The 25,275-nt window shown below is 75.0% G+C and carries 17 protein-coding genes; 9 read left to right on the forward strand and 8 right to left on the reverse strand.

The window, feature by feature from the left end:
- The first annotated feature begins 8 nt into the window (after nucleotides 1–8).
- The 4 genes from AC0OO9_RS04090 to AC0OO9_RS04105 all read left to right on the forward strand — a co-directional run bounded on the left by AC0OO9_RS04090 (nucleotide 9) and on the right by AC0OO9_RS04105 (nucleotide 7,077).
- Nucleotides 9–1,163, forward strand: coding sequence for a DUF58 domain-containing protein (locus AC0OO9_RS04090; protein WP_484515698.1), 1,155 nt, complete (start codon nucleotides 9–11; stop codon nucleotides 1,161–1,163).
- Nucleotides 1,139–3,541, forward strand: coding sequence for a transglutaminase TgpA family protein (locus AC0OO9_RS04095; protein WP_484515700.1), 2,403 nt, complete (start codon nucleotides 1,139–1,141; stop codon nucleotides 3,539–3,541). The genes AC0OO9_RS04090 and AC0OO9_RS04095 overlap by 25 nt, the downstream gene beginning before the upstream one ends.
- Nucleotides 3,542–3,696: 155 nt before the next feature.
- Nucleotides 3,697–4,764: a DUF2855 family protein gene (locus AC0OO9_RS04100; protein ID WP_484515702.1), complete on the forward strand. Its 1,068-nt coding sequence runs from the start codon at nucleotides 3,697–3,699 to the stop codon at nucleotides 4,762–4,764.
- Between the two features lie 606 nt (nucleotides 4,765–5,370).
- Nucleotides 5,371–7,077: a substrate-binding and vWA domain-containing protein gene (locus tag AC0OO9_RS04105; RefSeq protein ID WP_484515704.1), complete on the forward strand. Its 1,707-nt coding sequence runs from the start codon at nucleotides 5,371–5,373 to the stop codon at nucleotides 7,075–7,077.
- A gap of 63 nt (nucleotides 7,078–7,140) precedes the next feature.
- Here AC0OO9_RS04105 and AC0OO9_RS04110 read toward each other — a convergent pair whose 3' ends face one another.
- Nucleotides 7,141–7,932: an SDR family oxidoreductase gene (locus tag AC0OO9_RS04110; protein WP_484515706.1), complete on the reverse strand. Its 792-nt coding sequence runs from the start codon at nucleotides 7,930–7,932 to the stop codon at nucleotides 7,141–7,143.
- Nucleotides 7,929–8,903, reverse strand: a complete 975-nt coding sequence (locus AC0OO9_RS04115; protein WP_484517846.1) for an LLM class F420-dependent oxidoreductase — start codon at nucleotides 8,901–8,903, stop codon at nucleotides 7,929–7,931. The genes AC0OO9_RS04110 and AC0OO9_RS04115 overlap by 4 nt, the downstream gene beginning before the upstream one ends.
- Nucleotides 8,904–9,130: 227 nt before the next feature.
- Here AC0OO9_RS04115 and AC0OO9_RS04120 point away from each other — a divergent pair, with 227 nt between their 5' ends.
- On the forward strand, nucleotides 9,131–10,015 hold the full coding sequence (locus AC0OO9_RS04120) for a DUF1028 domain-containing protein (RefSeq protein WP_484515708.1): 885 nt from the start codon (nucleotides 9,131–9,133) through the stop codon (nucleotides 10,013–10,015).
- A 46-nt stretch (nucleotides 10,016–10,061) separates the two neighbouring features.
- Here the strand turns inward: AC0OO9_RS04120 and AC0OO9_RS04125 are convergent, their stop codons facing one another.
- Nucleotides 10,062–10,730, reverse strand: a complete 669-nt coding sequence (locus AC0OO9_RS04125) for a maleylpyruvate isomerase N-terminal domain-containing protein (protein ID WP_484515710.1) — start codon at nucleotides 10,728–10,730, stop codon at nucleotides 10,062–10,064.
- Nucleotides 10,731–10,833: 103 nt separating this feature from the next.
- Between AC0OO9_RS04125 and AC0OO9_RS04130 the strand changes: the two genes are divergently transcribed.
- The gene (locus AC0OO9_RS04130) at nucleotides 10,834–11,286 is read left to right on the forward strand and encodes a YbhB/YbcL family Raf kinase inhibitor-like protein (protein WP_484515712.1); all 453 of its coding nucleotides are present in this window, start codon (nucleotides 10,834–10,836) and stop codon (nucleotides 11,284–11,286) included.
- Nucleotides 11,287–11,291: 5 nt separating this feature from the next.
- Here the strand turns inward: AC0OO9_RS04130 and AC0OO9_RS04135 are convergent, their stop codons facing one another.
- Nucleotides 11,292–12,179: a phosphatase PAP2 family protein gene (locus AC0OO9_RS04135; protein ID WP_484515714.1), complete on the reverse strand. Its 888-nt coding sequence runs from the start codon at nucleotides 12,177–12,179 to the stop codon at nucleotides 11,292–11,294.
- 84 nt (nucleotides 12,180–12,263) lie between these two features.
- On the opposite strand from AC0OO9_RS04135, the gene AC0OO9_RS04140 reads away from it, so the two are divergent.
- Nucleotides 12,264–12,956, forward strand: a complete 693-nt coding sequence (locus AC0OO9_RS04140; RefSeq protein ID WP_484515716.1) for a DUF3159 domain-containing protein — start codon at nucleotides 12,264–12,266, stop codon at nucleotides 12,954–12,956.
- Nucleotides 12,957–13,242: 286 nt separating this feature from the next.
- Here AC0OO9_RS04140 and AC0OO9_RS04145 read toward each other — a convergent pair whose 3' ends face one another.
- Nucleotides 13,243–16,134 (reverse strand): glycoside hydrolase family 48 protein, encoded by a 2,892-nt coding sequence (locus AC0OO9_RS04145; protein ID WP_484517847.1) that lies wholly within the window; start codon nucleotides 16,132–16,134, stop codon nucleotides 13,243–13,245.
- Between the two features lie 959 nt (nucleotides 16,135–17,093).
- Between AC0OO9_RS04145 and AC0OO9_RS04150 the strand changes: the two genes are divergently transcribed.
- Nucleotides 17,094–18,512: a GH1 family beta-glucosidase gene (locus tag AC0OO9_RS04150; protein WP_484515718.1), complete on the forward strand. Its 1,419-nt coding sequence runs from the start codon at nucleotides 17,094–17,096 to the stop codon at nucleotides 18,510–18,512.
- 99 nt (nucleotides 18,513–18,611) lie between these two features.
- Here the strand turns inward: AC0OO9_RS04150 and AC0OO9_RS04155 are convergent, their stop codons facing one another.
- The 3 genes from AC0OO9_RS04155 to AC0OO9_RS04165 form a co-directional block, all read right to left on the reverse strand.
- Nucleotides 18,612–19,034: a roadblock/LC7 domain-containing protein gene (locus AC0OO9_RS04155; RefSeq protein WP_132238866.1), complete on the reverse strand. Its 423-nt coding sequence runs from the start codon at nucleotides 19,032–19,034 to the stop codon at nucleotides 18,612–18,614.
- Nucleotides 19,031–21,547 (reverse strand): sensor histidine kinase, encoded by a 2,517-nt coding sequence (locus AC0OO9_RS04160; RefSeq protein WP_484515721.1) that lies wholly within the window; start codon nucleotides 21,545–21,547, stop codon nucleotides 19,031–19,033. Before AC0OO9_RS04160 ends, AC0OO9_RS04155 begins: the two co-directional genes overlap by 4 nt.
- A gap of 132 nt (nucleotides 21,548–21,679) precedes the next feature.
- Entirely contained in the window at nucleotides 21,680–23,059 is a 1,380-nt protein-coding gene (locus tag AC0OO9_RS04165; RefSeq protein WP_484515723.1) for an FGGY family carbohydrate kinase, read from the reverse strand.
- Nucleotides 23,060–23,313: 254 nt separating this feature from the next.
- Between AC0OO9_RS04165 and AC0OO9_RS04170 the strand changes: the two genes are divergently transcribed.
- Nucleotides 23,314–25,254 carry an anthranilate synthase family protein gene (locus AC0OO9_RS04170; protein ID WP_484515725.1) on the forward strand — a complete coding sequence of 647 codons (1,941 nt, stop codon included), beginning with the start codon at nucleotides 23,314–23,316 and terminating at the stop codon, nucleotides 25,252–25,254.
- The last annotated feature ends 21 nt before the right edge of the window (nucleotides 25,255–25,275 follow it).

The following is a 25,275-nucleotide window of genomic DNA, read 5'->3' on the forward strand; positions in this document are numbered from 1 at the left end:
CGACGCCGGTGTCCGCGCTCACCGCCCGGTGTGTCGGGCTGCTCGTCGCCGCCGTCGTGCTGCTCGGCGTCGGCTTCCGCTTCGCGTACCCGGAGCTGACGCTGCTCGGGGCGGCGGCCGGCATCGCCGTCGGGTACGCCGTGCTGAGCGCGGCGTGGCGGCCCCGCCTGGAGGTGACCCGCAGTGCCGACCCGGACCGGGTGGCGCGTGGTGAGCCGGCGGCGATGACCCTGACGGTGCGCAACGCGGGGCGGCTGCGGGCGGCGAGCCTGGTGGCCGAGGACCGGTGCGGGGACCGGTCGGTTCCGGTGCCGCTGCTGCGGCTGCGACCGGGTCGGGACACCACGGTCCGCTACGAGGTGCCGACCGCCCGCCGGGGCGTGGTGCCGGTGGGGCCGCTGCGGGTGACCCGGCGTGACCCCCTCGGCCTGGTGGCGCTGGCCCGGCCGTACGGCGGCACGGTGCCGGTCTGGGTGCACCCGCGCGTGCACCCGCTGAACGCGGTGCCCACGGGGGCGGGGCGCAGCCTGGACGGCCGGGTGGACAAGGTGCCGCACGGGTCGATCACCTTCGACTCGCTGCGCGAGTACGTGGTCGGTGACGAGTTGCGCCGGGTGCACTGGCGCACCAGCGCCCGGGTGGGCGAGCTGATGGTGCGGGAGAACGTGGACACCAGCCTGCCCCGGATCGTGGTGCTGCTCGACAACCGGGCGGCCGCCCACCCGGAGCGCCTGGACGGGGTGGCCGAGTCGTTCGAGTCGGCGTGCGAGGCCGCCGCCTCGGTGCTGGTCGCCGCGTACCGCGAGGATCTGCCGGTGGTGCTGCTGCTGGTCGCGCCCGAGCCGGCGGGCGGGGACGCGGCGGCGCAGGGGCCGCTGGACCGGCTCGCGGCGGCGGAACTCGCCGACGGGGGCGACCTCCAGCCCGCCACCGGCCGGCTGCGGCGGGAACGGCTCGGCGACACGCTGGTCTTCCTCACCGGGCCGGGCGGTCGGGACGACCTGGGGACGGTGGGCGCGCTGCGGGCCGCGTACCCGTCGGTGGTGGTGGGGGTCTTCGGGGCGACGGAGCCGGCGCCGTCGGGCGCGGCCGGCCTGGTGGTGGTCGACGCCGCCGACGGGGCGGCGTTCGCCGCCGAGTGGGACGGGGTGCGCAGGTGGTGACGGTGGCCGACGGTCAGGCCGGGCGGAGCACCGGCGGCGCCGCGACGGACGCCACCGGGCCGTCCGGGGTCGGCGGCGGGGCTGGCGACGCCCCCGGGCCAGCCGGTGGCGGTGGGGTCGCCCGGGTGGCGCGGGCGCTGCGGGCCGTCCCGGTGCCGCTGGCACTGGTCGCGATGATCGGCCTGGCCGGCGCGGTGCTCGGCCGGGTCTACGCCGGCCCGCTGCTGACCTGGCTGGTGCTCGGGGCGGCGGTCGGCTCGGTGCTGGTAAGCGTGGCCGCCCGCCGGCTGCCCTCGTGGCTGGTCGCACCCGTGTCGGTGCTCGCGATGGCGGGCTGGACGGCCTGGTCGCTGCGGCTCACCGCGACCCGCGCCGAGCTGCCCGGGGGCCTGGCCGAGGTGACCGCCGACGCCGCCGCGAACGGCATCCCCCGGCTGCTGACGGCGATGATCCCGGTGGAGCCGACCCCCGACACGGTGCTGGTGCCGCTGGTCGCCGCGTGGCTGGCCGGTCTCGCCGGGGCGGAGGTGGCGATGCGGGCGGGGCGGGTGCTGCTCGGCTACCTGCCGCCGGTGCTGCTCTACGCCGCCGCGCTCTACGTGGTCGGCCCGAACGCCGATCCCGCGATCGGGCCGACGCTGGCCCTCGTGGCCGTGGCGGTGCTGGGGCTGGCGGTGCCGCCGCGCGGGGCGGCCGGCGCCGACGCGGCCGCCGGGCTGGCCCCGGCGGTCCGCGCGGCCGTCCGGGCCCGGCTCGCCGCCGCCTCCGCCGCCGGCCTCGCGGTGGTGGTCGGCCTCGTCGCGTTGCTCGGTCCGCTGCTCGCCGGCCAGGTCGACGGCCGGCCGGTGGACCCCCGGCGGTACGTCGAACCGCCGCAGGTGGAGACCCTCGACGAGAACCCGCTCATCCGGATCTCGGGCTGGGCGCTGAACCCGGGCCAGCAGCTGCTCGACGTGCGTACGCAACGGTCGGGAACGCCGGCTCCCGCGCCGGCCGAGGAGCCGGGGACCGCCCCCGGACCGGAGGCCACCGCAAGCCCGGTGCCGATCCGGCTGGCGGTGCTCAGCGACTACGACGGGGTGACCTGGCGGGTCGGCGCCACGTACCGCAACGCGGGGCGGATCCTGCCCGTGACGGCGCCGGCGGACGACAGCACCGTGGAGACGGTACGGCAGGAGATCACCGTCGCCGGGCTGAGCGGCCGGCTGCTGCCCGCCGTCGCCACCCCGCGCCAGGTCACCCGCGCCCGGGTGGCGTACGACCCGACGACCGGGACGCTCATCCGCCCGGAGGGCCTGACGCCGGGGCTGCGCTACGACGTGACCTCGGCGCTGGAGACGCCCGACTTCAACCTGCTCGCCACGGCGGACGTGCCGGCCGGCGAGGACGTGGCCCGCGTGCTGCGGGTCGCCGACGGGGTGCCGGAACCGTTGCGCCGGCTCGCCGCCCAGCTCGCCGAGTCCAACGGCGCCCCGTACGCGCGGGCCGCCGCCGTGGAGCAGTTCCTCGCCGAGCACTACCGCCTCGTCGCGGACGCGCCCAGCGGGCACGCGTACCCGAACCTGAACTTCTTCCTCTTCGGACCCCGCAACGCCGGCGGGCAGCGGGGCACCTCCGAGCAGTTCGCGGCGGCGTTCGCCGTGCTGGGCCGGCTGACAGGGCTGCCGACCCGGGTGGTGGTGGGCTTCCGTGCCGCCGGCGACGGTCCGGTCCGGGCCGGCGACGCGTACGCCTGGCCGGAGGTGCTCTTCGAGGGGCTGGGCTGGGTGCCGTTCGACCCGCTGCCCAGGCCCGACGAGGAACCGCGCCCGGTGGAGGAGGACTTCCGCCCCACGCCGGAGGAGCCGCCCCCGTCGGAGGTGCCGGAGCCCACGGCCGAGCCGACGGAGTCGCCCGAGCCGGTGGCCGCGCCGGGTGACCGGGCCGGCCGCGGCGGGCCGTCGACGGCGCTGCTGGTCGGCGGTGGGACGGGCGGCATGCTGCTGCTGGTCGGGGCCGCGCTGCTCGCGCTGCTGCTGATGCGCCGGGCGCTGACCCGGGCGCGGCTGGAACGGGGCGACCCCGGCCGGCGGATCGCCGGCGCCTGGCGGGAGGTCACCGACGCGCTGCGGCTGGCCGGGCACCCGGTGGGCGGGGACCTCTCCGCCTCCGAGGTCGCCGCCCACGCCCGCGCCGTGCTCCCCGTCGGGACGGACGTCGAGGAGTTGGCGGGGCTGCTCAACCGGACGGCGTTCGCCCCGGGCACCGCCACGGCGGAGCAGGCCGCGCGGGCCGCCACGACGGCCGGCGACTACGTCGCCGCGCTGCGCGCCGCCCGCCCCTGGTGGCGGCGCCTCCTCTGGTCGGTGCGCCCCGGTCCCCTGCGCTGGCCCCGCTGATCCCCTCCGCGACGCGGCGCGCCGCGACCCATCGCCGTCGCTGCCGCCGGTCCCGATCGCCGGGCGGAGTGTTCGCCCCGTCAACCGGATCGCGAGTGGGATTTTGCACTCGCAGTGCACTTGTCTCGGTCTCCGGGTCTGCCTAGCGTCGCATCATGCCTGCTTCCTGGACCTTCGCCGTGGCCCGTGACGACCTGAGCCGGACCACCCTCGCCGAAGGCGTGACGCCCACCCTGGCCGACGGCGAGGCACTGCTGCGCGTGGACCGCGTCGGCCTGACCGCCAACAACGTGACCTACGCGGTGCTCGGCGACTCGATGCGGTACTGGGAGTTCTTCCCGCCCGGCCCCCGCGGGCTCGGCCCGCAGTGGGGACTCCCGCCACTGTGGGGCTTCGCCGAGGTGGTCGCGTCGACGGTCGACGGGGTCACCGCCGGGCAGCGGGTCTACGGCTACCTCCCGCCGGCGGGTCACCTCCTGCTGCGGCCGGACCGGGTGGACACGTCCGGTTTCCGCGACGCCAGCGGACACCGGGCCGACCTGCCCTCGCCGTACAACGTGTACCGGTCGACCACCGGCGACCCGGCGTACCGGGAAGACCAGGAGGACCTGCTGGTCCTCTTCCGGCCGCTGTTCTTCACCTCCTTCATGCTGGCCGACCAACTGGTCGACAACGACTTCCACGGGGCGGCGACCCTGGTGCTGTCGTCGGCGTCCAGCAAGACCGCGTACGCCGCCGCGTTCGAGCTGCACGGCCGGGGCCCACGCCTGGTCGGGCTCACCTCCCCCGGCAACCTCGCGTTCACCCGGTCCCTCGGCTGCTACGACGACGTCGTCACCTACGACGACATCGCCGCCCTCGACGCCGTACCGACCGTCTATCTCGACCTGTCGGGGGCGCCCGCCATCCGCGCGGCCCTGCGGCGGCAACTCGGCGACCGGCTCGTACGGGACGTCGCGGTCGGCCTCACCACCCAGGTCCCGAACGCCGACGCCGCCGACGAGGTGTTCTTCGCCCCGCAGCAGATGCGCAAGCGCCGCCAGGACTGGGGGCGCGACGGGCTCGACCAGCGGTTCACCGACGCCTGGCAACGGTTCACCGGGATCGTGGGCGAATGGCTCGACGTCCGGGTGGGATCCGGGCCCGCTGCCCTGCCACGCGCCTGGTCGGAGGTGCTCGCCGGCCGCACGACCCCGCGCGTCGGCCAGATCGTCCGATTGTGAACGGTGCCACGACCCCGGAAACGGGTTGCTGGCCGACGAGCCACCCACGCCCCTCCTGGGGGAGGGGGGCCACCGCCATCGCTGCCGCCGGTCCCGCCCCGGGTGCCGCACGGCCCCCTGGGTCGCACATCGCTCCTGAATGGAGGATGCGGGCGCGACCGACCGGACGTGCGGGCCGCGTCGTCCCCGACATCGCCGCCGGTCGAACCACGAGACGACACGACACGCCGGAGGCGAGTGGCTTTCGTGCTGGCGGGTCGTGACACGATACCTCTGTCGTCCGTCGCGTCGGCGCGGCTCGTCAAGGTTTCGGTGGAGTCAGATGGCTGGGCTTACAGGGGCAGCGATGCCGGGCACCACCCCGCCGAGATCGCATGGTCCACGCATGGCGGGGCCCGTCCAGCTGATCAGGCGGCTGGGTGCGGGTGGCCGAGGCGTCGTCCACCTGGGCATGCACGGCAGCCGCTACCGGAGAGCGGCCACGGTGACCGGTGCCGACCTGCACCGGGCCGAGCCACGGCCGACGCCAACACCGCCCCCTGGAGGGACCAGATGGTTTCAGGTCGACCGGCTGCCCGGCCGTGGTTGCCGTACACCGCGGCCATCGTGGCCGGATCCGCGGTCATCGCGGCGGCCTACCTGATCGTCCGGCCGGCGGCGGACGTCGGGTGCACGCCGCTGGAGGTCAGCGCGTCGATCGAGAAGGACGTGCTGCTCGGCGAGCTGGCGGAACGCTACAACAAGAGCGATCGGCGAGTCGGCGACCGGTGCGCCGTGGTGACCGTGCACGGCCTCGCCTCCGGTGCCTCGACGGACGCGCTGGCCGGCGACTGGGCGGCCAAGCAGCCCAACCTGCCACGGCCGCAGGTGTGGTTGCCGACGTCGAGCCTGTGGACCGGGCAGTTGACGTTGCTGGACGAGGCCGCCGGACGCCCGGCGCAGACCCCCGGCCGGTACCCGTCGATCGCGAACAGCCCGCTGGTGATCGCCATGCCGCAGTCGAAGGGGAAGCACCTCCAGCAACAGGGCCCACTCGGCTGGGGTGAGGTCCTGGGCTCGTCCGGGCGCACGGGCTGGGCCACCTTCGGTCGCCCCGACTGGGGGCGGTTCAGCTTCGGCAAGGTCAACCCGAACCTGTCCACCTCCGGGCTGGCGGCCACGATCGCGAGCTACTACGCGGCCATCAACCGGGCCAGCGACCTGACCGAGAGCGACATCGCGAACCCGGCGGTGACCCAGTTCGTCCGCCGCATCGAGGCCAACGTGTCCCACTACAGCGACGACATCGTGGACCTGTTGAAGGACCGCGCCGAGGCGGACCTGTCCAGCGCCGACACGGCGGCCCCGACGGACATGAGCGCAGTGGTGACGCAGGAGGAACTGGTCTACCAGTACAACGAGGGGAAGCTGAGCCCGACACCGGGCGAGAAGCCCAGGGTCCCGCTGGTCGCGATATACCCGAAGGAGGGCACGTTCAACCTCGACCACCCGTACGTGGTGCTTCCCTCGGCCAGCCCGGAGCAACGTGACGCCGCCGCCGACTTCCTGAAGTTCCTCCAGGAGCCGCCGCAGCAGCAGAGCTTCAGCCGGCACGGGTTCCGCGACCACGAGCGCAACGCGGCCGGCCCGCTGATCGCCGCCGTCGGCGGGCGGGGGGCCGAGAACCTCACCTACTTCGACCCGCCGGAGCCCGCCGTGGTCAAGGCGATCCTCACCGGCTGGGGCACGCTGCGGAAGAAAGCCAACATCCTCGTGGCCATCGACACGTCCGGCTCGATGAACGCGAAGATCGGTGACCAGACCCGGTTCCAGGTGGCGACCAGGGCCGCCGCCAAAGGCTTCGGCCTCCTGAACTCCGAGGACAAGGTCGCGCTCTGGTCGTTCTCGTCCGAGACGCCACAGCGGCCGAGGTCGCCGTACAGCGAGGAGGTCCGCCTGTCGCCCTTCGACCAGAAGGCGCTCAGCAAAGAGATCAAGAATCTCCACGTCGAGGGCGGCACGGCGCTGTACGCCACCGTACGGGCGGCACACCGGCACATGCTCGATCACTACGACCAGTCCCGGATCAACGCGGTGGTCGTGCTGACCGACGGCACGAACGAGTACACCAAGGACAACAACCTCGCCCGGATGCTGAAGGATGTCGCGTTGGATCCGCAGCGACCGATCAAGATCTTCTGCATCGCCTTCGACGAGAAGTCCGACTTCGGGACGCTGGACCGGATCGCCAAGGCGTCCGCGGGCAAGGCGTTCGACGCCCGCGACCCGGCGAAGATCGACGACGCGTTCGTCAAGCTCGTCAGCAGCTTCTAGCGCCGTCCGCGACCAACCCCCGCACGCGGTGCGGCGGCGAACCGGATCAGCGCGGCCCGCTGGTCAGCCCCGCAGGCGGCGGACGAGTTTGCGCAGGCCGGACTGCCAGCCGTCCGGGTCCTCCGCCTTGCGGCGGGCGTAGTCGGCGACCTCGGGGTGCGGGAGGATCAGGAAGCGCTCCTCGGCGATGCCGGCGACCGCCGCGTCGGCGACCTGGTCGGCGGTGAGCACCGCGCCGGAGGCGGCCACGACCCGCGCGCCCAGGTGACCGGCGGCCAGCCCGTCGGCGAGCATCGGCGTGTCCACGCCCTGCGGGCACAGCGCGCTGATCCGGACGCCCTGGTCGCGGTAGGTGACGGAGAGCCATTCGGCGAAGCCGACGGCGGCGTGCTTGGTGGTGGCGTACGGGGCGTCGCCGACCGAGGTCAGCACGCCCGCCGCCGAGCAGGTGTGCAGCAGGTAGCCGCTGCCCCGGGCGAGCATCGCCGGCAGCACCGCGCGGGCCGCGTAGACGTGGGAGAGCACGTTGACCCGCCAGGCGCGGTCCCAGCCGGCGTCGTCGACCTCCATCCCGCCGCCGGAGGTGACGCCCGCGTTGGCGCAGAACAGGTCGATGCGCCCGTACCGCTGCTCGGTGTCGGCGACCAGCGCGCGGACCTGCTCCTCGTCGGTCACGTCCAGCCCGACGGCGTGGGCGACCGGGCCGAGGCCGGCGGCCACCGCGCGGGCCGCGTCGGCGTCGAGGTCGGCCACCACGACGGCGACCGCGCCCTCGGCGGCGAAGCGGCGGGCCAGGGCGGCGCCGATGCCGCCGGCCCCACCGGTGATGACCACCACCCGGTCGGTGAGGTTCACCGCGACCCACCCCCGCCCAGGCGCGTGATCAGGTCCCCCAGAGCCGCCGCGCCACCGGCGGCGAGTTCGGGGGTGGGCAGCAGGGCCAGCACCGGCACGTCCACGCCGGCGTCGGCGTAGCGGCGGACCTGCTCGTGGCAGTGCTCCGGCGAGCCGTGCAGCACCAGCGCGTCGACCACGTCGTCGGGCACCGCCGCGCCCGCGCCGCGCCGGTCCCCGGCGGCCCAGGCCCGCCACATCGGCCCGAGCACCTCCTGGCGGCCCAGCCAGCGGTGGAACTCGGCGTACGCGGGGACCGTGAGGTAGCTGGTGATGAGCCGGCGGCCCAGCGCGCGGGCGTGCGCGGCGTCCTCGGTGGGGCAGACGAAGATCCGCGCGACCACCTCGAAGCCGGGGCGCCGCTGGCCGACCTCGGCGAGGGCCCGGGGCACGTCGGTGGCGGCGAGCCAGTTGAGGATGACGCCGTCGGCCTCGGCGCCGGCCAGCCGCAGCATCCCCGGGCGCAGCGCGGCGAGCAGCACCGGCGGCGGTACGGCCGGCTTGCGGTCCAGGGTGAAGCGGCGCACGGCGAAGGTGTCGTACTCCTCGTCGACGGTCTCCCCGGCCAGCGCCGCGCGCAGGAACCGCAACATGTCGCGGGTGCGCCGGAACGGGTCCTCGAACGGCACGGCGTTCCAGTTGCCCACGACGACCGGCGAGGACGCGCCGATGCCGAGCGCGAACCGGCCCGGGGCGGCGTCGGCCAGCGCCGCCGCGCTCATCGCCAGCAGCCCGGGGCCCCGGGTGAAGACCGGCGTGATCGCGGTGCCCAGGCGCAGCCGGGGCTGCCAGGCGGCGGCGAGTGCCAGCGGGGTGAACGCGTCCGCCCCGTTGACCTCCGAGGACCACACGTCGGTGAAGCCGGCCCGGTCGAGGGCCGCGTAGACCGCGGCGTGCTCGGCGAGCGGGATGCCGTCCAGCGGCACGGTCATGCCCCATCGCGTCGTCATCGGTCGATGGTGCCCGCTCGCCGGGCCGCGGAGCAAGATCCTGTGACTTTCCCGCATGACGCGAGCCCGGCACCCCCGGGTGGTACGACTGCCTGGGCCCCGCAGCGAACCGGCTGGGCACGCTCACCGGCGGCGGAGCCGGCGACCCCGCCGCTCCAGACATCGACGCGCGACGATCGACACCCGATGCCGCGGGATAGTCTCCATGCGTGACCTTCTCGCTCGTCGCCCGCTCCGCCGACGGCCGCCAGCACGGCGTCGTCGTGGCCAGCCGGTTCCTGGCCGCCGGCGCGCTCGTGCCGGCCGCCGAGGCCGAGGTCGGCGCGCTCGCCACCCAGGCGCACGTCAACCTCGCCTACCGCCCGCAGGGGCTGACGCTGCTGCGCACCGGCGTGGCCGCGGCCGACGTGGTGGCGGGGCTGGTCGCCGCCGACCCGGACCGGGACCACCGCCAGCTCGGCGTGGTCGCCGCCACCGGCGTGGGCGCGACCTGGACCGGGCCGAGCTGCCACCCCTGGGCCGGCGGCCAGGCCGGCGACGGCTGGGCGGCGCAGGGCAACATCCTGGTCGGCCCGCAGGTGATCGACGCGGTCCGGGACGCCTGGCTGGGCGGGACCGCGCTGCCGTTCCCCGACCGGCTGCTGGCCGCGTTGCGCGCCGGGGACCGGGCCGGCGGCGACCGGCGCGGCCGGCAGAGCGCCGGGCTGCTGGTGGTCGAGCGCGGCGGCGGGTACGACGGCACCGGCGACGTGCTCGTCGACCTGCGGGTCGACGACCACCCCGATCCGGTGACCGAGCTGGGGCGGCTGCTCGCGGTGCACACCCTGCTCTTCGGCCGGCCCGACCCGACCACCCTGCTCGACCTGACGGGCGCGGTCGCCGCCGAGGTCGGCGCGCTGCTGGGCGCGCTCGGCCACCCGGTCGACCCGGCGCGGCCGGAGGAGGCGCTCTTCTCCTGGGCCGGCCTGGAGAACCTGGAGGAGCGCCTGGTGCCCGGCCGGATCGACCCGGTCGTGCTGGACCACCTGCGCAGGGCAGCCCCGCACGTGCCCGCCCCGCGCCCGGAGGCGGACCCGCTCGGCGCCGACGCCTGACCCGCCCGCCGGGCCGGGCCCGGTGCCAGCTCGGGTCCCGCCCGGCTCAGCCGCCGAAGGAGAGCCAGCGGAAGCCGGCGGCGTCGACGAGGGCCCGCTCGCGGTCCGTGAGGCCGGCCCGGCCGGTCGCCTTGCGGATCAGCGTGAGCCGGTCCCAGCCCAGCCCGGGCGGGACCGCCCGTCCGCCGGTGAGCAGGTCGGCGACGACCTCCGCCGCCGTCGGCGTCAGCCACGGCCGCCGCTCCAACGCCGCCGCCAGGTCCAGGCCGTGCACGCCGACCTCCACCACACGGGTACGCAGGAACTCGCCGAGCGCCATCGCGTCGCCGTGCCGGGTGCGTACCACCCGACCCGGCGGTGCGGCGTCGACGGCGTCGAGGGCCGCCCGCCAGGCCCGGTCGAAGTCGGTTACCAGGGCCGGACCGTCGAGTTCCCGGGCCTCCCGCCGGCCGCTGTCGACGCGGGCGGCGTCCACGGGCGGGGTGAACTTGGCGGCGCCGTAGTAGGCGGCGGCGTCGACCTCGGCGCGGGGCGGGGCGGGCGCGGCGAGCATGTCGACCAGCCGGCCCGCGCCGGTGCGTACGTGGGCCAGCAGTTCGCGTACGGTCCACGGCCGGCAGTCGGTCGGCCGGTCGAGATCCGCCTCGTCGACGCCGCGCAGCACCTCGCCGAGGCGCTCGCACTCGTCCCGGAACGCCGCCCGTACGCTCTCCACGATCCCTCCCCCGTCCCGCCCGACCCTCTCACACCGGCGCGGCCGTTTCGGGGCCCGCCCGGCGGGTACGCGCGCGGCCGGGCCGACGGAAGGAGCGCCAGGGATGGCCGGGATCATGCTGCGCAGCACCGCGTTCAACGACCACGACATGCTGCCGAGCCGCTTCTCGAAGGAGGGCGGCAACGTCTCGCCCCCGCTGGAGTGGGAACGGGTGCCGGAGTCCGCCGCCGAGTTGGTCCTGCTCGTCGAGGACCCGGACGCGGGTAGGACGCCGTTCCTGCACTGGCTGGTCACCGGGATCGCGCCGAGCGCCGCCGGGGCGCCGGAGGGCGGCGTGCCGCTGGGTGGCCGCGAGTGGCCCAACGACTTCGGCACCGCCGGGTGGGGCGGCCCGCACCCGCCACAGGGCGACGATCCACACCGGTACTTCTTCCGGCTCTACGCCCTGGACCGGCCGCTGGAGCTGCCCGGGACGCCGCGGGCGGACGAGGTGCACCGCCTGCTCGTCGAGCGGGACCTCGCGAGCGGGACGATGGTCGGCACCTACTCCCGCTGAGTGGCTCAGCCCTTGACGCGGGGCACCAGCCGGTGCACGGCGGCGAGCACCAGCGCCATCACCACGCCCATCGTGCCGACAATCCCGGCGGCGCTGCCGGCGTAGCCGACGAGCAGGGGCCGGCGGGCCAGCTCGCTGGGCGCGGTGCCGCGCAGGTCGACCAGCCAGGAGAGGGCGATCCCGCAGGCCACCACCGCCAGTACGCCGCCGACGCCGAGCACCGTCGCGGCGACCCGGTGGGCGTCGGCCGACTCCACCTGCGCCTGTTCCCGCTGGGTGATCAGCAGCAGCAGCCCGGCCAGCGCCGCCCAGACCCCGACCACCAGGAACGCGGCCACCGCGTCGCTGGGCCGGTGCCAGCCGGCGGAGAGGGTGGCCACCCCGGCGATCGCGGCGTAGCCGGCGCCGAGGAAGGCGCCGAACACCCGCACCTTGCGCGGCAGGACGAGCATCAGTGCGACCGCGACCGAGGCGGCGACCGTGGCGTGCCCGCTGGGCAGGCTGTTGCCGGCGTAGATCCGTTCGGGGTCGATGCCGAAGTCGGGCCGGGTCAGGCCGTACTTGAGCAACTGGGTGGTGGCGTTGGCGCCGGCGATCAGCAGGGTGGCCGTGACGGCCAGGGCGATCCGGCCCCGGATCAGGGCGATGAAGCCGATCACCGCGGTGGCCGCCAGCAGGGAGACGACCGACATGGCGTTGAGGATCCGGTTCACCGGCTCCTCGATGTGGTCCTGCCCGATCCGGTTGCCGGTCAGGGCGACGGTGTCCACCCACTGGCCGATCTCGACGTGCACGGCGACCCGCCACACAGCGATGAAGGCCGCCGCCTGGACGAGCGCCAGGACGACCAACCAGACCGCGGTCCAACCCCTCGGCGTCGTTCGCACCCGCACACCGTAGCGGCAGGCACGGCCCGGTCGGCGGGTGGCCTGTCGCTCGGCTACGGCTAGGTTGGTGGCGGACGTGAGGAGGGTGCGGTGACGCGTACACCGGAGGGTGCGCCGGCCCCGACGGACCGGCCGGAGACGCTCGCGGACCTGCTCGGTGGGCGCCGGGGCGCGGTCGACGCCAGCCTGCCGCCGGTGGCGTTCGCCCTCGGTTGGCTGCTCGGCGGGCACTCGCTGTGGGGCGGGGTGGGCGCGGCCGTGGTCACCGGCGCCGCGCTGGCCGGCTGGCGGCTGCACCGGGGCGACCGGCCGCGTTCGGTGCTGGTCGGGCTGCTGGCCGTCTGCGTGGCCGCGCTCGTCGCGTTGCGCACCGGTCGCGCCGAGGACTTCTTCCTCGTCCAGCTGCTGTCGAACGCGGCGAGCGCGCTGGCCTGGGTGGTCAGCATCGTGGTGCGCTGGCCGCTGCTCGGGACGGTGGTGGGCGTCGCGCTCGGCCAGCGGACCCGGTGGCGGCGGGATCCGGCGCTGCTGCGCGCGTACGGGCGGGGCAGCTGGGCATGGGCGGCGTCCTACGTGCTGCGGGTGGCGGTGTTCCTGCCGCTGTGGCTCGGCGGTCAGGTGGTCGCGCTGACGGTGGCCCGGGTCGTGTTGTCCTGGCCGCTGGTGGCGGCGGTGCTCGCGGTGAGCTGGGTGGTGGTGCGCCGGTCGTTGCCTGCCGGTCACCCGGGGCTGCGCCACCCGGTCGTGCCGGCCCGTGCGCCGGTGGAGCCGGCGGGAAAGTAAGGGAGAGGCCGCCACGGGGGGAGCGGCCTCTCCGGTGACGTACGTTACTCCGTCCCGGCCCCATGCGTGATCCCGTGGTGGCCGGTTTTTCGGGCGTTTTCGCGCCCGGTGCATATCCGGGTGTGGTGGGGTGGGCCGGCTGCCCCGCTGCGTCGGCCGGTTGACCGGCCCACCCCGGCCTGACCGTGGGAGTCAGGCCGTCCACCGACCGGGCGTCTCCGTTCCCCCAGGCCCGCCCGGCCGGCCTCCGGGTGGGCGGGCCGCGCCACCCACCCGGAGGAGTCGGTCAGCCGTTGGGGAACAGCTTTCCGTAGTCGGCGTACGCCATGGCGACGTCCGCCTGGGCCCAGAACCGGTGGTACTTGAACTCCGGCTCGGGGCCGCCGTCCAGGTACGCCTGGACCTTCGGCCAGGCCGGGTCGTTCTTGTAGAAGGAGCGGATGTCGAGGAAGCTCTTGCCCGCGGCGATGGGGTCACCGTTGGCCATGGTCCCCGTCCAGCCCGGCGGCACGTAGAGGCCCTGTCCGGTGCTGGCGTCGTAGACGTCGTCGAAGCGGCGGTAGTCGCCGCGCTTCTCCACGGTGGAGACGCCCTGGGCGTCGCTGGCCGCGTGCAGCGCGTCCAGCAGCCCCTTGGCGGTGTTCTTCGCCGCCGCGTTGCCCGACTTCGCCGCGTACGCGATGAGGGTGCGGGCGTAGGCGGCGGCGATGCCGACGTCCTGGCCCTTGACCGTGACCTCGACGTGCAGGTTGGTGTTGGGCTGCGGGTTGGCCGGGTTCCAGGTGGTCGGCTGGCCGGTCCACTTCATGTCCGACGGGATCGACCAGTTGGTGCCGACCGTGGTGTTGGCGATCGCCCACGGCACCCACTTGTCCAGCAGGGCCTTGGCCTTGGCGTTGCCGGTCTCCAGGTACAGCTCGGCGATGCGCTGCATGGACCAGGCCTGCATGCCGAACCACTGGTTCGACGGCGGGTCGTTGTAGACCGGGTCGACGTCGTAGTACATGCCGTAGAAGGTCGACGTGCCGGCCGGCGGCTGGCCGTAGTGGCCGCCCCAGCTGTTGGTCGCGCCGCCGGCGATGCCGCCCTCGGCGGACTGGAGCCAGGTGTAGAACTCCAGCTGCCGCTCCAGGCTCTTGGTCCAGTCGGCGACCGCGGTCGGCGACTTGGGCTTGAGCTCGTTGATGTTGGTCAGCGCCCAGGCCGCGAACGGGTTCTGGTAGCCGAAGTGGTTGTGGCTGGAGCCGATCCGCCACGACCAGTTCTGGTTCGGCTCGTACGCGCCGCCCCAGGCGTAGTACCAGGACATCAGGTAGTGCGCCGAGTCCTTGCCGGTGCCGGCCGGGCAGGTGGCGGCCCCGACGCAGTTGCCGATCTTCTTGAAGTACTTGTCGAACATGGCGTAGCGCAGGTAGTCACCCATCTTGGCGGCCTTGGCCACGGTGGCCGCCACGTCGGCCTCCTTGCCCTGCTCCTTGGCCCAGGTCAGGGCCCAGTAAGCGGCCTGCACGGCGCGGGCGTCGGCGTCGGGGGCATTGGTGTACTTCCACTGCTTCGCCGGCGCGTTCGCCTCCTTGACGAACAGGTCGAGGTAGCCGTTGCGTCCGCCGTGGGCGAAGGTGTCGCAGGACGGCTGCGGCACGGTCTCCCACACCGACTCCTGGGTGCCCCGCTGGAAGGTGTTGATGTACGCCGGCCGGGTGGTGCCGTCGCCGCAGCGGCCGTAGCCGTAGGTGTTGTCCACGTCGAGCAGCCAGTGCATGCCGTAGATGTCACCGGTGCCGTAGGTGTTCTGCAGCTCCGAGCGCAGCGGGTCCTGGCCGACCGGCACGTTCGGCTCCAGCTGCGACGGGTACTGGCTGGGCAGGTCGTGCTCGGCGGCGTACTGCGCGGTGCCGGCCGCGCCCGCGGTGGGCTGGTCGGCGTGCGACGGGATGATGTACTTCTCCATGACGTTCCAGGAGTTGTTGAACGGGGCCCAGTTCTGGGTCACCCGTCCGTACTGGGCCTCCAGCCAGAGCCAGAAGCTGAACGCCTCGGAGGTCGTCTCGTGCCCGTGGTCGGGCGCCTCGACGATCAGCGTCTCGATCGAGTGGTACGGCACGCCCTCGGGGCTGAAGTAGCCCGAGTTCTTGATCTTGCCGTACTGGTCGAGGAACCGCTTGACGTAGGTGTTGTCCCCGCTGCCGGTGTCGTTGTCGATCTCGGTGGCGGTGATCGCCAGCGGCGCGAGGCCGGTGGCCGAGGCGGTGAGGGTGGCGGTGCCGCCGACCGTGTCGGCGTCCTCGGCCGCCGCGACGGTCACGTTCACCCCGGTATTCCAGTTGGACGGGGTCAGCGTCACCGAGGCCGGCGAGACGGTGATGTCGGTGTCGCCGGTGCGGGCGATGGTCACCGGCACGTTGGCCGTCGGCGCGGCGCTGAGCTTGAGGTTGACCGTCGAGCTGCCGCCCTCGGTCACGCTCACCGCCGACGGGGTGGCGACCAGCACCGGCCCGGACGCCGCCGTGACGGTGAAGGCCTTCTCCGCGGTGGCGGTCAGGTTGGCGTTGTCGTACGCCTTGGCCTGCACCGTGTACGCGCCGGCGGGCAGGTCCTCCAGCGTGTAGCCGTACGGGGCGGTGGTGTCGGTGTTGACCAGCAGGCCGTTGCGGTAGAACTCGACCTTGCTGATCGTCCCGTCCGGGTCGCTGGCGGTGGCGCTCAGCGGCACGTCGGCGGGGGCCTCGAAGGGGCCTGCCGGCACGTTCAGCGCGACCGTCGGCGGCTGCTGCTGGGTGCCGCCGCAGGTGACGCCGTTGACCGAGAAGGACGTCGGCTTCGGGTTGGTGCCGCTGTGCGAGCCGTTGAAGCCGATGCTGGTCGAGGCGCCGGTGCCGAGGTTGCCGTTGTAGGACTCGTTGGTGGCCGTGACCTGGTTGCCGGTCTGGCTCCACCTGGCCGACCAGCCCTGGGTGACCCGCTGGTCGCCGGGGAAGGCGAACTTCAGCGTCCAGCCGTTGATCGGATCGCCGAGGTTCTTGATGGTGACGTTGGCGGTGAAGCCGTTGTTCCAGTCGGTGGTCGCGTAGACCACGTCGCAGGCGGGGGCGGCCTGTGCGGCACCGGCCGGCAGGGTCACCCCGCCGACGGCGAGCGCGGCGGCGGCGACCATCGCCAGGCGGCGACGTCTTGCCAGATTTCTCATGTGCGCGGTGTCTCCTCGGACCTGGCCGGGGACGAAGGGCCCCGGCGGGGCGCCCTCCCGCGAACGGGGATTCGGGGGCACCCGGGATGGTGGTCGCCCCGGCCCGAGGCCGGGGTACGGCGGGGCGGCGCCCCTGCGGGGCGGCTGCTCCGCCGACTGCGTCGGATGCCGTACCGGAGACACCGGCTGCCCTCGGCGACCCACGCTTGCGCGATCTGGCTCCGCGTCGCGGTGGCGACAGTGTGCCATGCATGGAAGCGCTCCCACAATGACCGGGGGCGCACCGAAGCAGCAACATGTTTCGATCTCGTTTTGGGGCTTTCACAAACCCGTGACGGGCGTTACAGTCGCAGCATCGGTCGATGGGAGCGCTTCCATCGACGGAGATCCAATTAGAAGATCACCCGGAGTCCGTCCACGACGGACCCCGGGGACTCAGCCCGAGGGCTGACGGCGGGCCAGCCCGGACACCGCCGTCAGCCGTTCCCACCGACATGGAGGGAGGTGGATCCTCTAGCCACTCGCGTGGCCCGGCTCCCGCGCGACACGCACGACAGGACGCCAATTCCGCCCGTGCGTGTGCAGCAATGGTGGGGACGGGGGTTGCCCTCCCCCGTCCCCACACACTAAACCTCCCGCCACGGCGGGAAAAGAGGCCGACGGGACTGGCCGTGTCGCCGTTCCGACCGGCCTCGTCCGCTGTCCGCCCGTACCGCCCGGTCGACGCCCCGCGCCCCGGCGCCCCGCGTCCCGCGGCCGGCCACCCGAGCGCCGGCGCCGCCGCGCCCCCGCTCCCGCACCGCCGCCACGGGCGCAGCACGCAACGCACCCCTCCGCCGCCCCCGATCGCCTTTCGCCCGGCCGGGCGGACGCGACCGGCCGGCGGCTCCTGCCCTATGCTGGGAGCGCTCCCGGCCCGGCGGTGGCCACGCAGACCATGAGGAGAACCGATGTCGATGCCCACCCCGCGCCCGCCCCAGGGCGCCGCGCTCTCCGCCACCGCCCCCGCCGCCACGACCGGCCCCGACCCGCGCGCCGACGAGACGCCGTCGGCCGGCCTGCGCTTCCCGCCGGGCTTCGGCTGGGGGGCGGCCACCTCCGCCTACCAGATCGAGGGCGCGGCCAAGGAGGACGGCCGGGGCGAGTCGATCTGGGACACGTTCAGCCACACGCCGGGCCGCACCCGCAACGGCGACACCGGCGACGTCGCCGCCGACCACTACCACCGGTACGCCGAGGACCTGGACCTGATGCGCGACATCGGGCTGGACAGCTACCGGTTCTCCATCTCCTGGCCGCGCGTACAGGCCGACGGCACCGGCGCGCCCAACCAGCGCGGGCTCGACTTCTACCGCCGTCTCGTCGACGGGCTGCACGAGCGGGGCATCGCGCCGATGGCGACGCTGTTCCACTGGGACCTGCCGCAGTCCCTCCAGGACGCCGGTGGCTGGGAGTCGCGCGACGTCGCCCACCGGTTCGCCGACTACGCCGAGATCGTCTTCCGCGCGCTCGGCGACCGGGTGCCGGTCTGGCTGACCGTCAACGAACCGAAGACCGTGGTGCAGAACGGCTACCTCGAAGGTCACCACGCCCCGGGCCGGCAGGACCCGGACGCCGCGTATCTGGTCGCCCACCACCTCCACCTGGCCCACGGGCTCGCCGTGGCGGCGTTCCGCGCCACCGGCTCCGGCCGGATCGGCCCGGCGCTCAACCTGCACCCCTGCTACCCGGCCGACGACTCGCCCGAGGCCGCCCGGGCCGCCCGGCTCTACGACGGCTACGAGAACCGCCTCTACCTCGACCCGATCCTCACCGGTCAATACCCGCAGGACGTGCTGGACGACCTCGGCCCCGACAGCCGGCTGGTCCGCGGCATCCGCGACGGCGACCTGGCGACCATCGCCGCGCCCGTCGACCTGCTCGCCGTGCAGTACTACACGCCCTACTACGTCACCGGCGACGGCGCGACGGTCGGGCGCTGGCCCACCTCACAGGCCTCCTGGCAGCAGATCCACCCCGACGGGATGTACGACATCCTGACCCGGGTGACCCGCGACTACGGCCCGATCCCGCTGACCGTCACCGAGAACGGCCTGCCCACCCCGGACACCCTCGACGCCGACGGCACGGTCGACGACGCCGGCCGGGTCACCTTCCTGCGCGACCACCTCGCCGCCGTGCACCGGGCCATGGCCGCCGGCGTGCCGCTGGAGAGCTACCACGTGTGGTCCCTGCTCGACAACTTCGAGTGGGACGCGGGCTACGACGAGCGCTGGGGCCTGGTCCACGTGGACTACCAGACCCAACGGCGCGTGCTCAAGCGCAGCGCGCACTGGTACCGCCAGGTCATCGCCGCCAACGGACTCTGACCGCCCGGCATCCGCCACCCCGGCGCCGCTCGGCGGCGCCGGGGTGGACGCCGTCGGCGCACCCGCCGGGGTGGACACCGGGCGGGCGCGCCGACCCGGTCAGCGGGGCAGGGCCTGCTGGAGTTCCGCCCGCAGCGCCGGGGTGAGCATCTCCCCCGCCTGCTTGGCCAGCCGCGCCATCTCGTAGCCGACCACACCGATGTCGGCCTCCGCCCCGGCCAGCGTGGCCAGGATGGAACCGTCACGCACCTGCATGACCAGGAAGTAGCCGCGCCCCATCTCGACGACCGTCTGCTTGACGACGTCCCCGTCGAACATCTGCGCCGCGCCCGCGGTGATGCTCATCAGCCCCGAGGTCACGGCCGCGAGCTTGTCGGCGTGGTCCCGGGGCAGGTGGTCGGAGATGGCGACCAGCAGGCCGTCGGAGGAGACCACGATGGCGTGCACCACCCCCGGCACCCGCTCCGCGAACCCGCTGACCAGCCAGCTCAGGTCGCGGGCCTCCCGGCTCAACGTCGTCATCGCTGTCCCCCTTCGGTGCGTACGCCGCCCGGCGGCATGGAAATCTCCGTGGTGTCCTCGGCCTCGGCCCGCCGTACCCCGCTGTAGAACCGGGACAGCATCCCCCCGACCGCCTCCGGGTCCGGGTCGTGGCGTACCGCCGGCTGCTCCGGCCGGGCCGGCCGGGTGACGGCGGAGAGCTGCGCCATCGGCACCCGGACGGGCAGGCCGCGATCGTTGGTCCCGCCGGTGACCGGCACGGCCGGTGGCGTGGGCGAGGCCCCCGGCACCGGACCGGGCGACGGCCCCTGCCGGGACCACCAGCCCCCACCGGTCGACGCGGACGACCGGACCGCCGGGGCGAGCACGTCCTCGGCCCGCACCGGGACCGACCGGGCCTGCCGGGGCGGGGCCTCGGCCCGCCGCCCGACCGCCGGCAGCTCGCCCGCCGGTCGCACCCCGCCCCACGCGGGCGGCCGCCCGGCCACCGGCAGCCCACCGGGCGGCGGTGCCCCGTCCCACGCCGTGGCGGCCAGCATCCGGGCCGTGACGGGCGCCTCCCGCTCGGGCGCCGGCGCCAGCAGGCCACCGGGCAGCCGTACCCGGGCGACGAGACCCTCCTCGCCGCCGGCCAGGCGCACCTCGACGCGGAGCCGGGCGGCCAGGTGGCTGACCACGAACAGGCCCATCCGCTCGACCGTCGCCACGTCGGCGGCCGGCGGGGTGGCCAGGACGGCGTTCGCCTCGGCCAGCGCGGCCGGGCTCATGCCGAGCCCCCGGTCGGTGATCTCGATGACCGCGCTGGCGCCCTCGCCCCGGGCGGTGACCGCCACGACCGTGTCGGGACGGGAGAACGAGGTGGCGTTCTCCAGCAGCTCGGCGAGGATGTGGACCAGCTCGCCGACGGCGTGGCCGACGACGTGCAGGTCGGCGACCGCCCCGTGCCGGACCCGCTGGTACTGCTCGATCTCGGCGCTGGCGGCGAGCAGCATCGCGCCGAGCGCCGCCGGCCGGTTCCACCGGCGGGTCGCCTCGGTCCCGGCGAGCACCAGCAGGCTGTCGTCGTTGCGCCGCATGCGGGCGGCCAGGTGGTCGAGCTTGAAGAGGTTCTCCAGCTGGTCCGGATCGCTCTCCTCGCGCTCCAGTTCGTCGAGCAGCTCCAACTGGCGCTCCACGAGCACCTGGCTGCGCCGGGCGAGGTTGACGAACATCGCGTTGACGTTACGCCGGGTGGTCGCCTGCTCGACGGCGACGTTGACCGCGCTGCGGTGCACCGCGACGAACGCCTCCGCCAGCTCGCCGATCTCGTCGAGCGAACGGACCACCGCCGGCGGGACCTCGATGGCCGGGACACCCCCGGTCACCGTACGCAGCCGGTCCAACGCGTCCGGCAGCTCCAGCTGGGCGATCCGCAGCGCCTGGCCGCGCAGCAGCCGCATCGACCGGGCCATGGACCGGCCGACGAGGACGGAGATGAGCAGGGCGACCAGCAGCACCGCGAGGATGCTGCCGACGACCAGCAGCGTGGTCCGCAGCTGCGTCGCGCTCACCTCGTCGGCCTGCCGTACGGCGTCGTCGAGCACCGACGCCTCGATGCGGCGGAGCAGCTCCTGACGCTGCTCGCCGGCCGCCCACCACTGTGGCGCCGGCAGCACGCTCGGCGCGGCGGCCCCGGTCACCAGGCTCTGCTCCTCCAACCGGGTGGCCGTCAGGAACCCCGGGTCCGTCGCGGTCTCGTCGTAGCGGCGGACCTGCTCGGCGGTCGCGGCGACCCGGAACGCGCCCAGGGCGGTCAGCTGCTGGGCGCGCAGGTCGGTCAGGACCACCTGGTCCTCCACGCCGTACCGGCCGGCGCGGGCGGCCTCGTAGAGCTGGGCCCGGACCCGTGAGGAGAGCTCCTTGACCCGGGCGAGCTGCACGTAGCGCAGCACCGCGTCGCTGAGTGCGGGCCGGTCCTCGCCCGGCGAGGGCTCGGCGAGCAGGCGCAGCAGCGCGTCGACGGCCCGGTGGTAGTTGCTCAGGATGGTGTCGCTGCCCAGCACCGCCGGGGGGATCGCGGCCCGGATGTAGACGACCTGGTCGTAGGCCTCGAGCACCTCCGAGTAGGCGACCCGCCAGGAGGCGTCCGCGTCGGCCAGCGGCCCGGCGGCCCGGCGCAGGTCGCGCAGCGCCTGGTCGGTGGCGGTCTGCAACGGCCTCAGCACCACGATCGCCGCGTCCCGGTCGGCGCCCGCGCCGCCCCGGCGCAACTCGCCCAGCTCACCGGCGGCCCGGTCGCGTTCCTGCTGGAGCTGGTGCACCAGCGCGACGATCTCCCGGCCGATGCCGACCTGCTGGGCGAAGTCGCCCAACGCGGTCGTCCGCCCGACGAGGGTGTGGGTCTGCACGCCGGCCAGCACCAGGAACGCGACCGACGGGATGACCAGCACGGTGACGAGCTTGGTGCGCATCCGCCAGTCCCGCAGGCGGAACGGGGAGCGGCGGCGGTGCGGCACGACCCGGACGTCGAACCGGCGCCGACGGTGCTGTGACACCCCGTCGTCGGACGGTTCCGGACCTGCCCCCACACCTACCCCCTCCCTGTCCCGCGTCCGCCGCGAGCCGGGGAGCGGAGTCCATCCAACCAGGCCCGCTAGCCGTGTCAACGGGGCGGGCTGAGGTGCTACTCAGGAGGGTGAGGCGGTCTCGTCCGTCCGGACGATGGCGGCGAGCCGGGAGGCGTCACCGACGCGGCCCAGGGCCACCAACGCCGCGCCGCTCGCCCCGACCTCCGGGTTGCGCCCGTACCACACCGGCCGGGGCGCGAGCGCCGCCGCGAACGACGAACGCCACCAGCCGGAGGCCGCCACCGCTCCCCCGCCGAGCACCACCTCGACCGACTCGTCCACGGTGGACTCCAGCACGACGAGGTCGCCGGCGACCAGGTCGCACAGGCCCCGCATCAGCCCCGCCAGGATCTCCACCGCGGTGGTGCCGAAGCTCAGGCCCCCCAGCGCCCCCGAGCCGGCCGGAGACATGCCGGGCGGCCGGTCCCCGCCGAAGCGGACGTTCACCGGCAGGGTCCTGTCGTGCGGCACCCGGGCCAGGGCGGCCTCCAGCTCGCTGCCCCCGGGCAGCCGCAGCTCCCGGTCGGCCCAGGCGAAGAGGTTGCCGCCGGAGGAGTACGCGGCGCCGGTCACCACGTGGTCGTGGTCGACCCGGTAGCGCCAGAGCTCCTCGGGCAGCGGCGGCATGGCCTGCCCCGCCGGGACACGCTGCACCAGCCGCACCGCCGCCGACGTGCCGACCGTCACCGCGACCCGGCCCGGCTCGACGCAGCCCGAGCCGACGTTGGACGCAGCGCCGTCGCCCACCGGGCCGGCCCAGGGCGCGTCGACGAGCTGCGGCCAGCGCCGCGCGTACGCCGGCCGCAGCCGGCCGCGCCACCCGATCGGGGCCAGCTCGGGCAGCTCGTCGGCGTGGCTGCCGGCCAGCGCGCACGCCTCGGCGTCCCAGTCCAGCGTCCGCAGGTCCAGCAGGCCCGTGCCGGAGGCCTGGGAGATCGACATGGGCGCCGAGCCGAGCAGCTCGCCCAGCACGTACTCGGCCAGGCCGACGAACCGGGCGACCCGACCGCCGGTGTGTTCCCGCAGCCAGGGCAGCCGGACCGACCAGTAGCAGCGGTGCCACCACGTGCCGGTGCGCTGGTGGAAGTCGACCGGGTCGGCCGGGCCGGCCGCCCCGGCGTGCGCCTCGGGACGGGTGTCCAGCCAGGTCAGCACCGGTCCGAGGGGCGCGCCGTCGGTGCCGAGCGGGACCACCGAGTGCCACTGCCCGGACGTCGCCACCAGCGACACGTCGCGCAGGTGGCCGCCGGCGGCCAGCTCGTCCAGGCACGCCGCCAGGCAGGCCAGGTAGCCGGGGCCGTCCAGCGTGCCGGTGCCGTCGTCGTGCACGGCGAGGCTCACCTTGCGCCGGGCCAGCGCGCCGGGCAGCGGGCGGGCGTCCGTGTCCAGCACGAGTCCGCGTACCGAGGAGGTGCCCAGATCGAGCGCGAGAATGTTCATCGCGGGTCAAGTTACCCGGTGCGGCGCGCCCCGGCGTCCCAGCGCGTGGGCCGTACGCCCGATCGGCTTTCCGGTGCCCGCGCGGGGCCGTAGGGTGATCGCATGCCCGCGCACCTGTCCTGCTGGTGGCCCGCCGATCCGGCGGCCATCCCCCGCGCGTAGCTTCCCACGCGGCCGCCCGACGAGGCGGCCGCCGGTCTCTCCCCGGCCCTCCCGGTCGCCCCGCCGGGCGCCGCCCGGCCCGAGGAGACCCGATGACCCACCTGACCGAGTTGCTCGCCGCCGTCGCCGGCGGCGGCGACCCCGGCCCGTTCGCGCTCGTCCGCCGTGAGGGCGCCGCGCACCTGGAGCTGTTCACCGGCACGGTACGCACGGCGGGCCGGCTCGCCGACCTCCCCCTGCCCGGCGGGGCGCCCGGCCCCCGGACGCTGGCGCTGGTGCCCTACCGGCAGATCACCGAGCGGGGCTTCGCCTGCGTCGACGACGGCGTCCCGCTGGAGTTCCTCGAGATCGACCGGCACGAGCGGGTCGATCTGGCCGAGGCGCTCGCCGCGCTGCCGGACGTGCCCGTGCGCACCGCCGAGGCCGCCTTCGACGTCACCGACGACGAGTACGCCGCCACCGTCGGCCGGGTGCTCGCCGAGGAGATCGGGCGCGGCGAGGGCGCCAACTTCGTCATCCACCGCTGCCTGCGCGCCACCGTGCAGGGTCCGCCGCTGGTCGCCGCGCTCGCCGCGTTGCGCCGGCTGCTGCGGGGCGAGCGCGGCGCGTACTGGACCTTCCTGGTGCACACCGGGACCCGGATCCTGGTCGGGGCCAGCCCGGAGCGGCACGTCAGCGTCGACGACGGCCTGGTCATGATGAACCCGATCAGCGGCACATTCCGGTACACCGGCGCGGGCGCCGACCGGGCCGCGCTGCTGCGCTTCCTCGCCGATCCCAAGGAGGTCGAGGAGCTGTACATGGTGCTCGACGAGGAGCTCAAGATGATGGCCACGGTCGCCGAGCACGGCGGCCAGGTGGTCGGGCCCCACCTCAAGGAGATGTCCCACCTGGCCCACACGGAGTACCTGCTCGCCGGCCGGGGCACGAAGGACGTGCGGGAGGTGCTGCGGGAGACGATGTTCGCGCCCACGGTCACCGGCAGCCCGATGGAGAACGCCTGCCGGGTCATCGCCCGGCACGAGGGCACCGGGCGGCGCTACTACGCCGGGGTGCTGGCGCTGCTCGGCCACGACGACGCCGGCCGGCAGAGCCTGGACGCGCCGATCCTGATCCGTACCGCCGAGATCTCCCCCGCCGGCGAGCTGCGGGTGCCGGTCGGGGCCACCCTGGTGCGGCACTCGACCGCCGAGGGCGAGGTGGCCGAGACGCACGCCAAGGCGGCCGGCGTGCTGGCCGCGCTCGGCCTCGGCCCGCAGGCGCCCGCCGGTGGCCCGGAGCCCGCCGTACGCCTCGCCGACGACCCGCAGGTACGGGCCGCGCTGGCCGCGCGCAACGCGCCGCTGGCCCGGTTCTGGCTCGACCAGCGGTCCCCGGGTGCCGGTGGCCTGCCCGGGCTGGCCGGCCGGCGGGCGCTGATCGTCGACGGCGAGGACACCTTCACCGGCATGCTGGCCCACCAGCTGCGCGCGCTCGGCCTGGCCGTGACGCTGCGGCCCTGGCACGCCGCCGGCCCGGTGGACGGCCACGACCTGGTGGTGGTCGGCCCCGGCCCCGGCGACCCGGGCAGCACCACCGAGCCGAAGATGCGCACGATGCGCGGGCTGCTCGCCGGGCTGCTCGCCGAGGGCCGGCCGACCCTGGCCGTCTGCCTGGGCCACCAACTGCTCGCCGGCCTGCTCGGGCTGGCGCCGCACCGCCGCGACGCCCCCTACCAGGGGCTCCAGCGGGAGGTGGACGTCTTCGGCACGCGCCGCCGGGTCGGCTTCTACGCCACCTTCACGGCGCGCGCCGACGCCGACCGGCTGGACACCGCGTACGGCCCGGTGGAGCTGGCCCGGGACGCGGCGGACGGCGCGGTGCACGCGCTGCGCGGGCGCGGGTTCGCGGGGGTGCAGTTCCACCCGGAGTCGGTGCTCAGTCCCGACGGCGTGGCCGTCCTCGCGGACCTGCTGGGCGCGCTGCTGCCGGCGCTGGCGGGACGCCCGTCGACGGCGCACGGCAGGGTGTCGGGAGCGGCCGAGCGTGCATAGCCGCCCCGATCGGGGGTAGGG

The sequence above is a fragment of the Micromonospora sp. USAFONa4 genome (assembly GCF_057197825.1).

Excerpts from the sequence above, each read along its gene's own strand:
- AC0OO9_RS04100 (WP_484515702.1), top strand. The coding sequence starts at position 3,697 with ATGCCTGCTTCCTGGACCTTCGCCGTGGCCCGTGACGACCTGAGCCGG.
- AC0OO9_RS04155 (WP_132238866.1), bottom strand. The coding sequence starts at position 19,034 with ATGACGACGTTGAGCCGGGAGGCCCGCGACCTGAGCTGGCTGGTCAGC.
- AC0OO9_RS04165 (WP_484515723.1), bottom strand. The coding sequence starts at position 23,059 with ATGAACATTCTCGCGCTCGATCTGGGCACCTCCTCGGTACGCGGACTC.
- AC0OO9_RS04170 (WP_484515725.1), top strand. The coding sequence starts at position 23,314 with ATGACCCACCTGACCGAGTTGCTCGCCGCCGTCGCCGGCGGCGGCGAC.
- AC0OO9_RS04130 (WP_484515712.1), top strand. The coding sequence starts at position 10,834 with ATGGCCGGGATCATGCTGCGCAGCACCGCGTTCAACGACCACGACATG.
- AC0OO9_RS04115 (WP_484517846.1), bottom strand. The coding sequence starts at position 8,903 with ATGACCGTGCCGCTGGACGGCATCCCGCTCGCCGAGCACGCCGCGGTC.
- AC0OO9_RS04150 (WP_484515718.1), top strand. The coding sequence starts at position 17,094 with ATGTCGATGCCCACCCCGCGCCCGCCCCAGGGCGCCGCGCTCTCCGCC.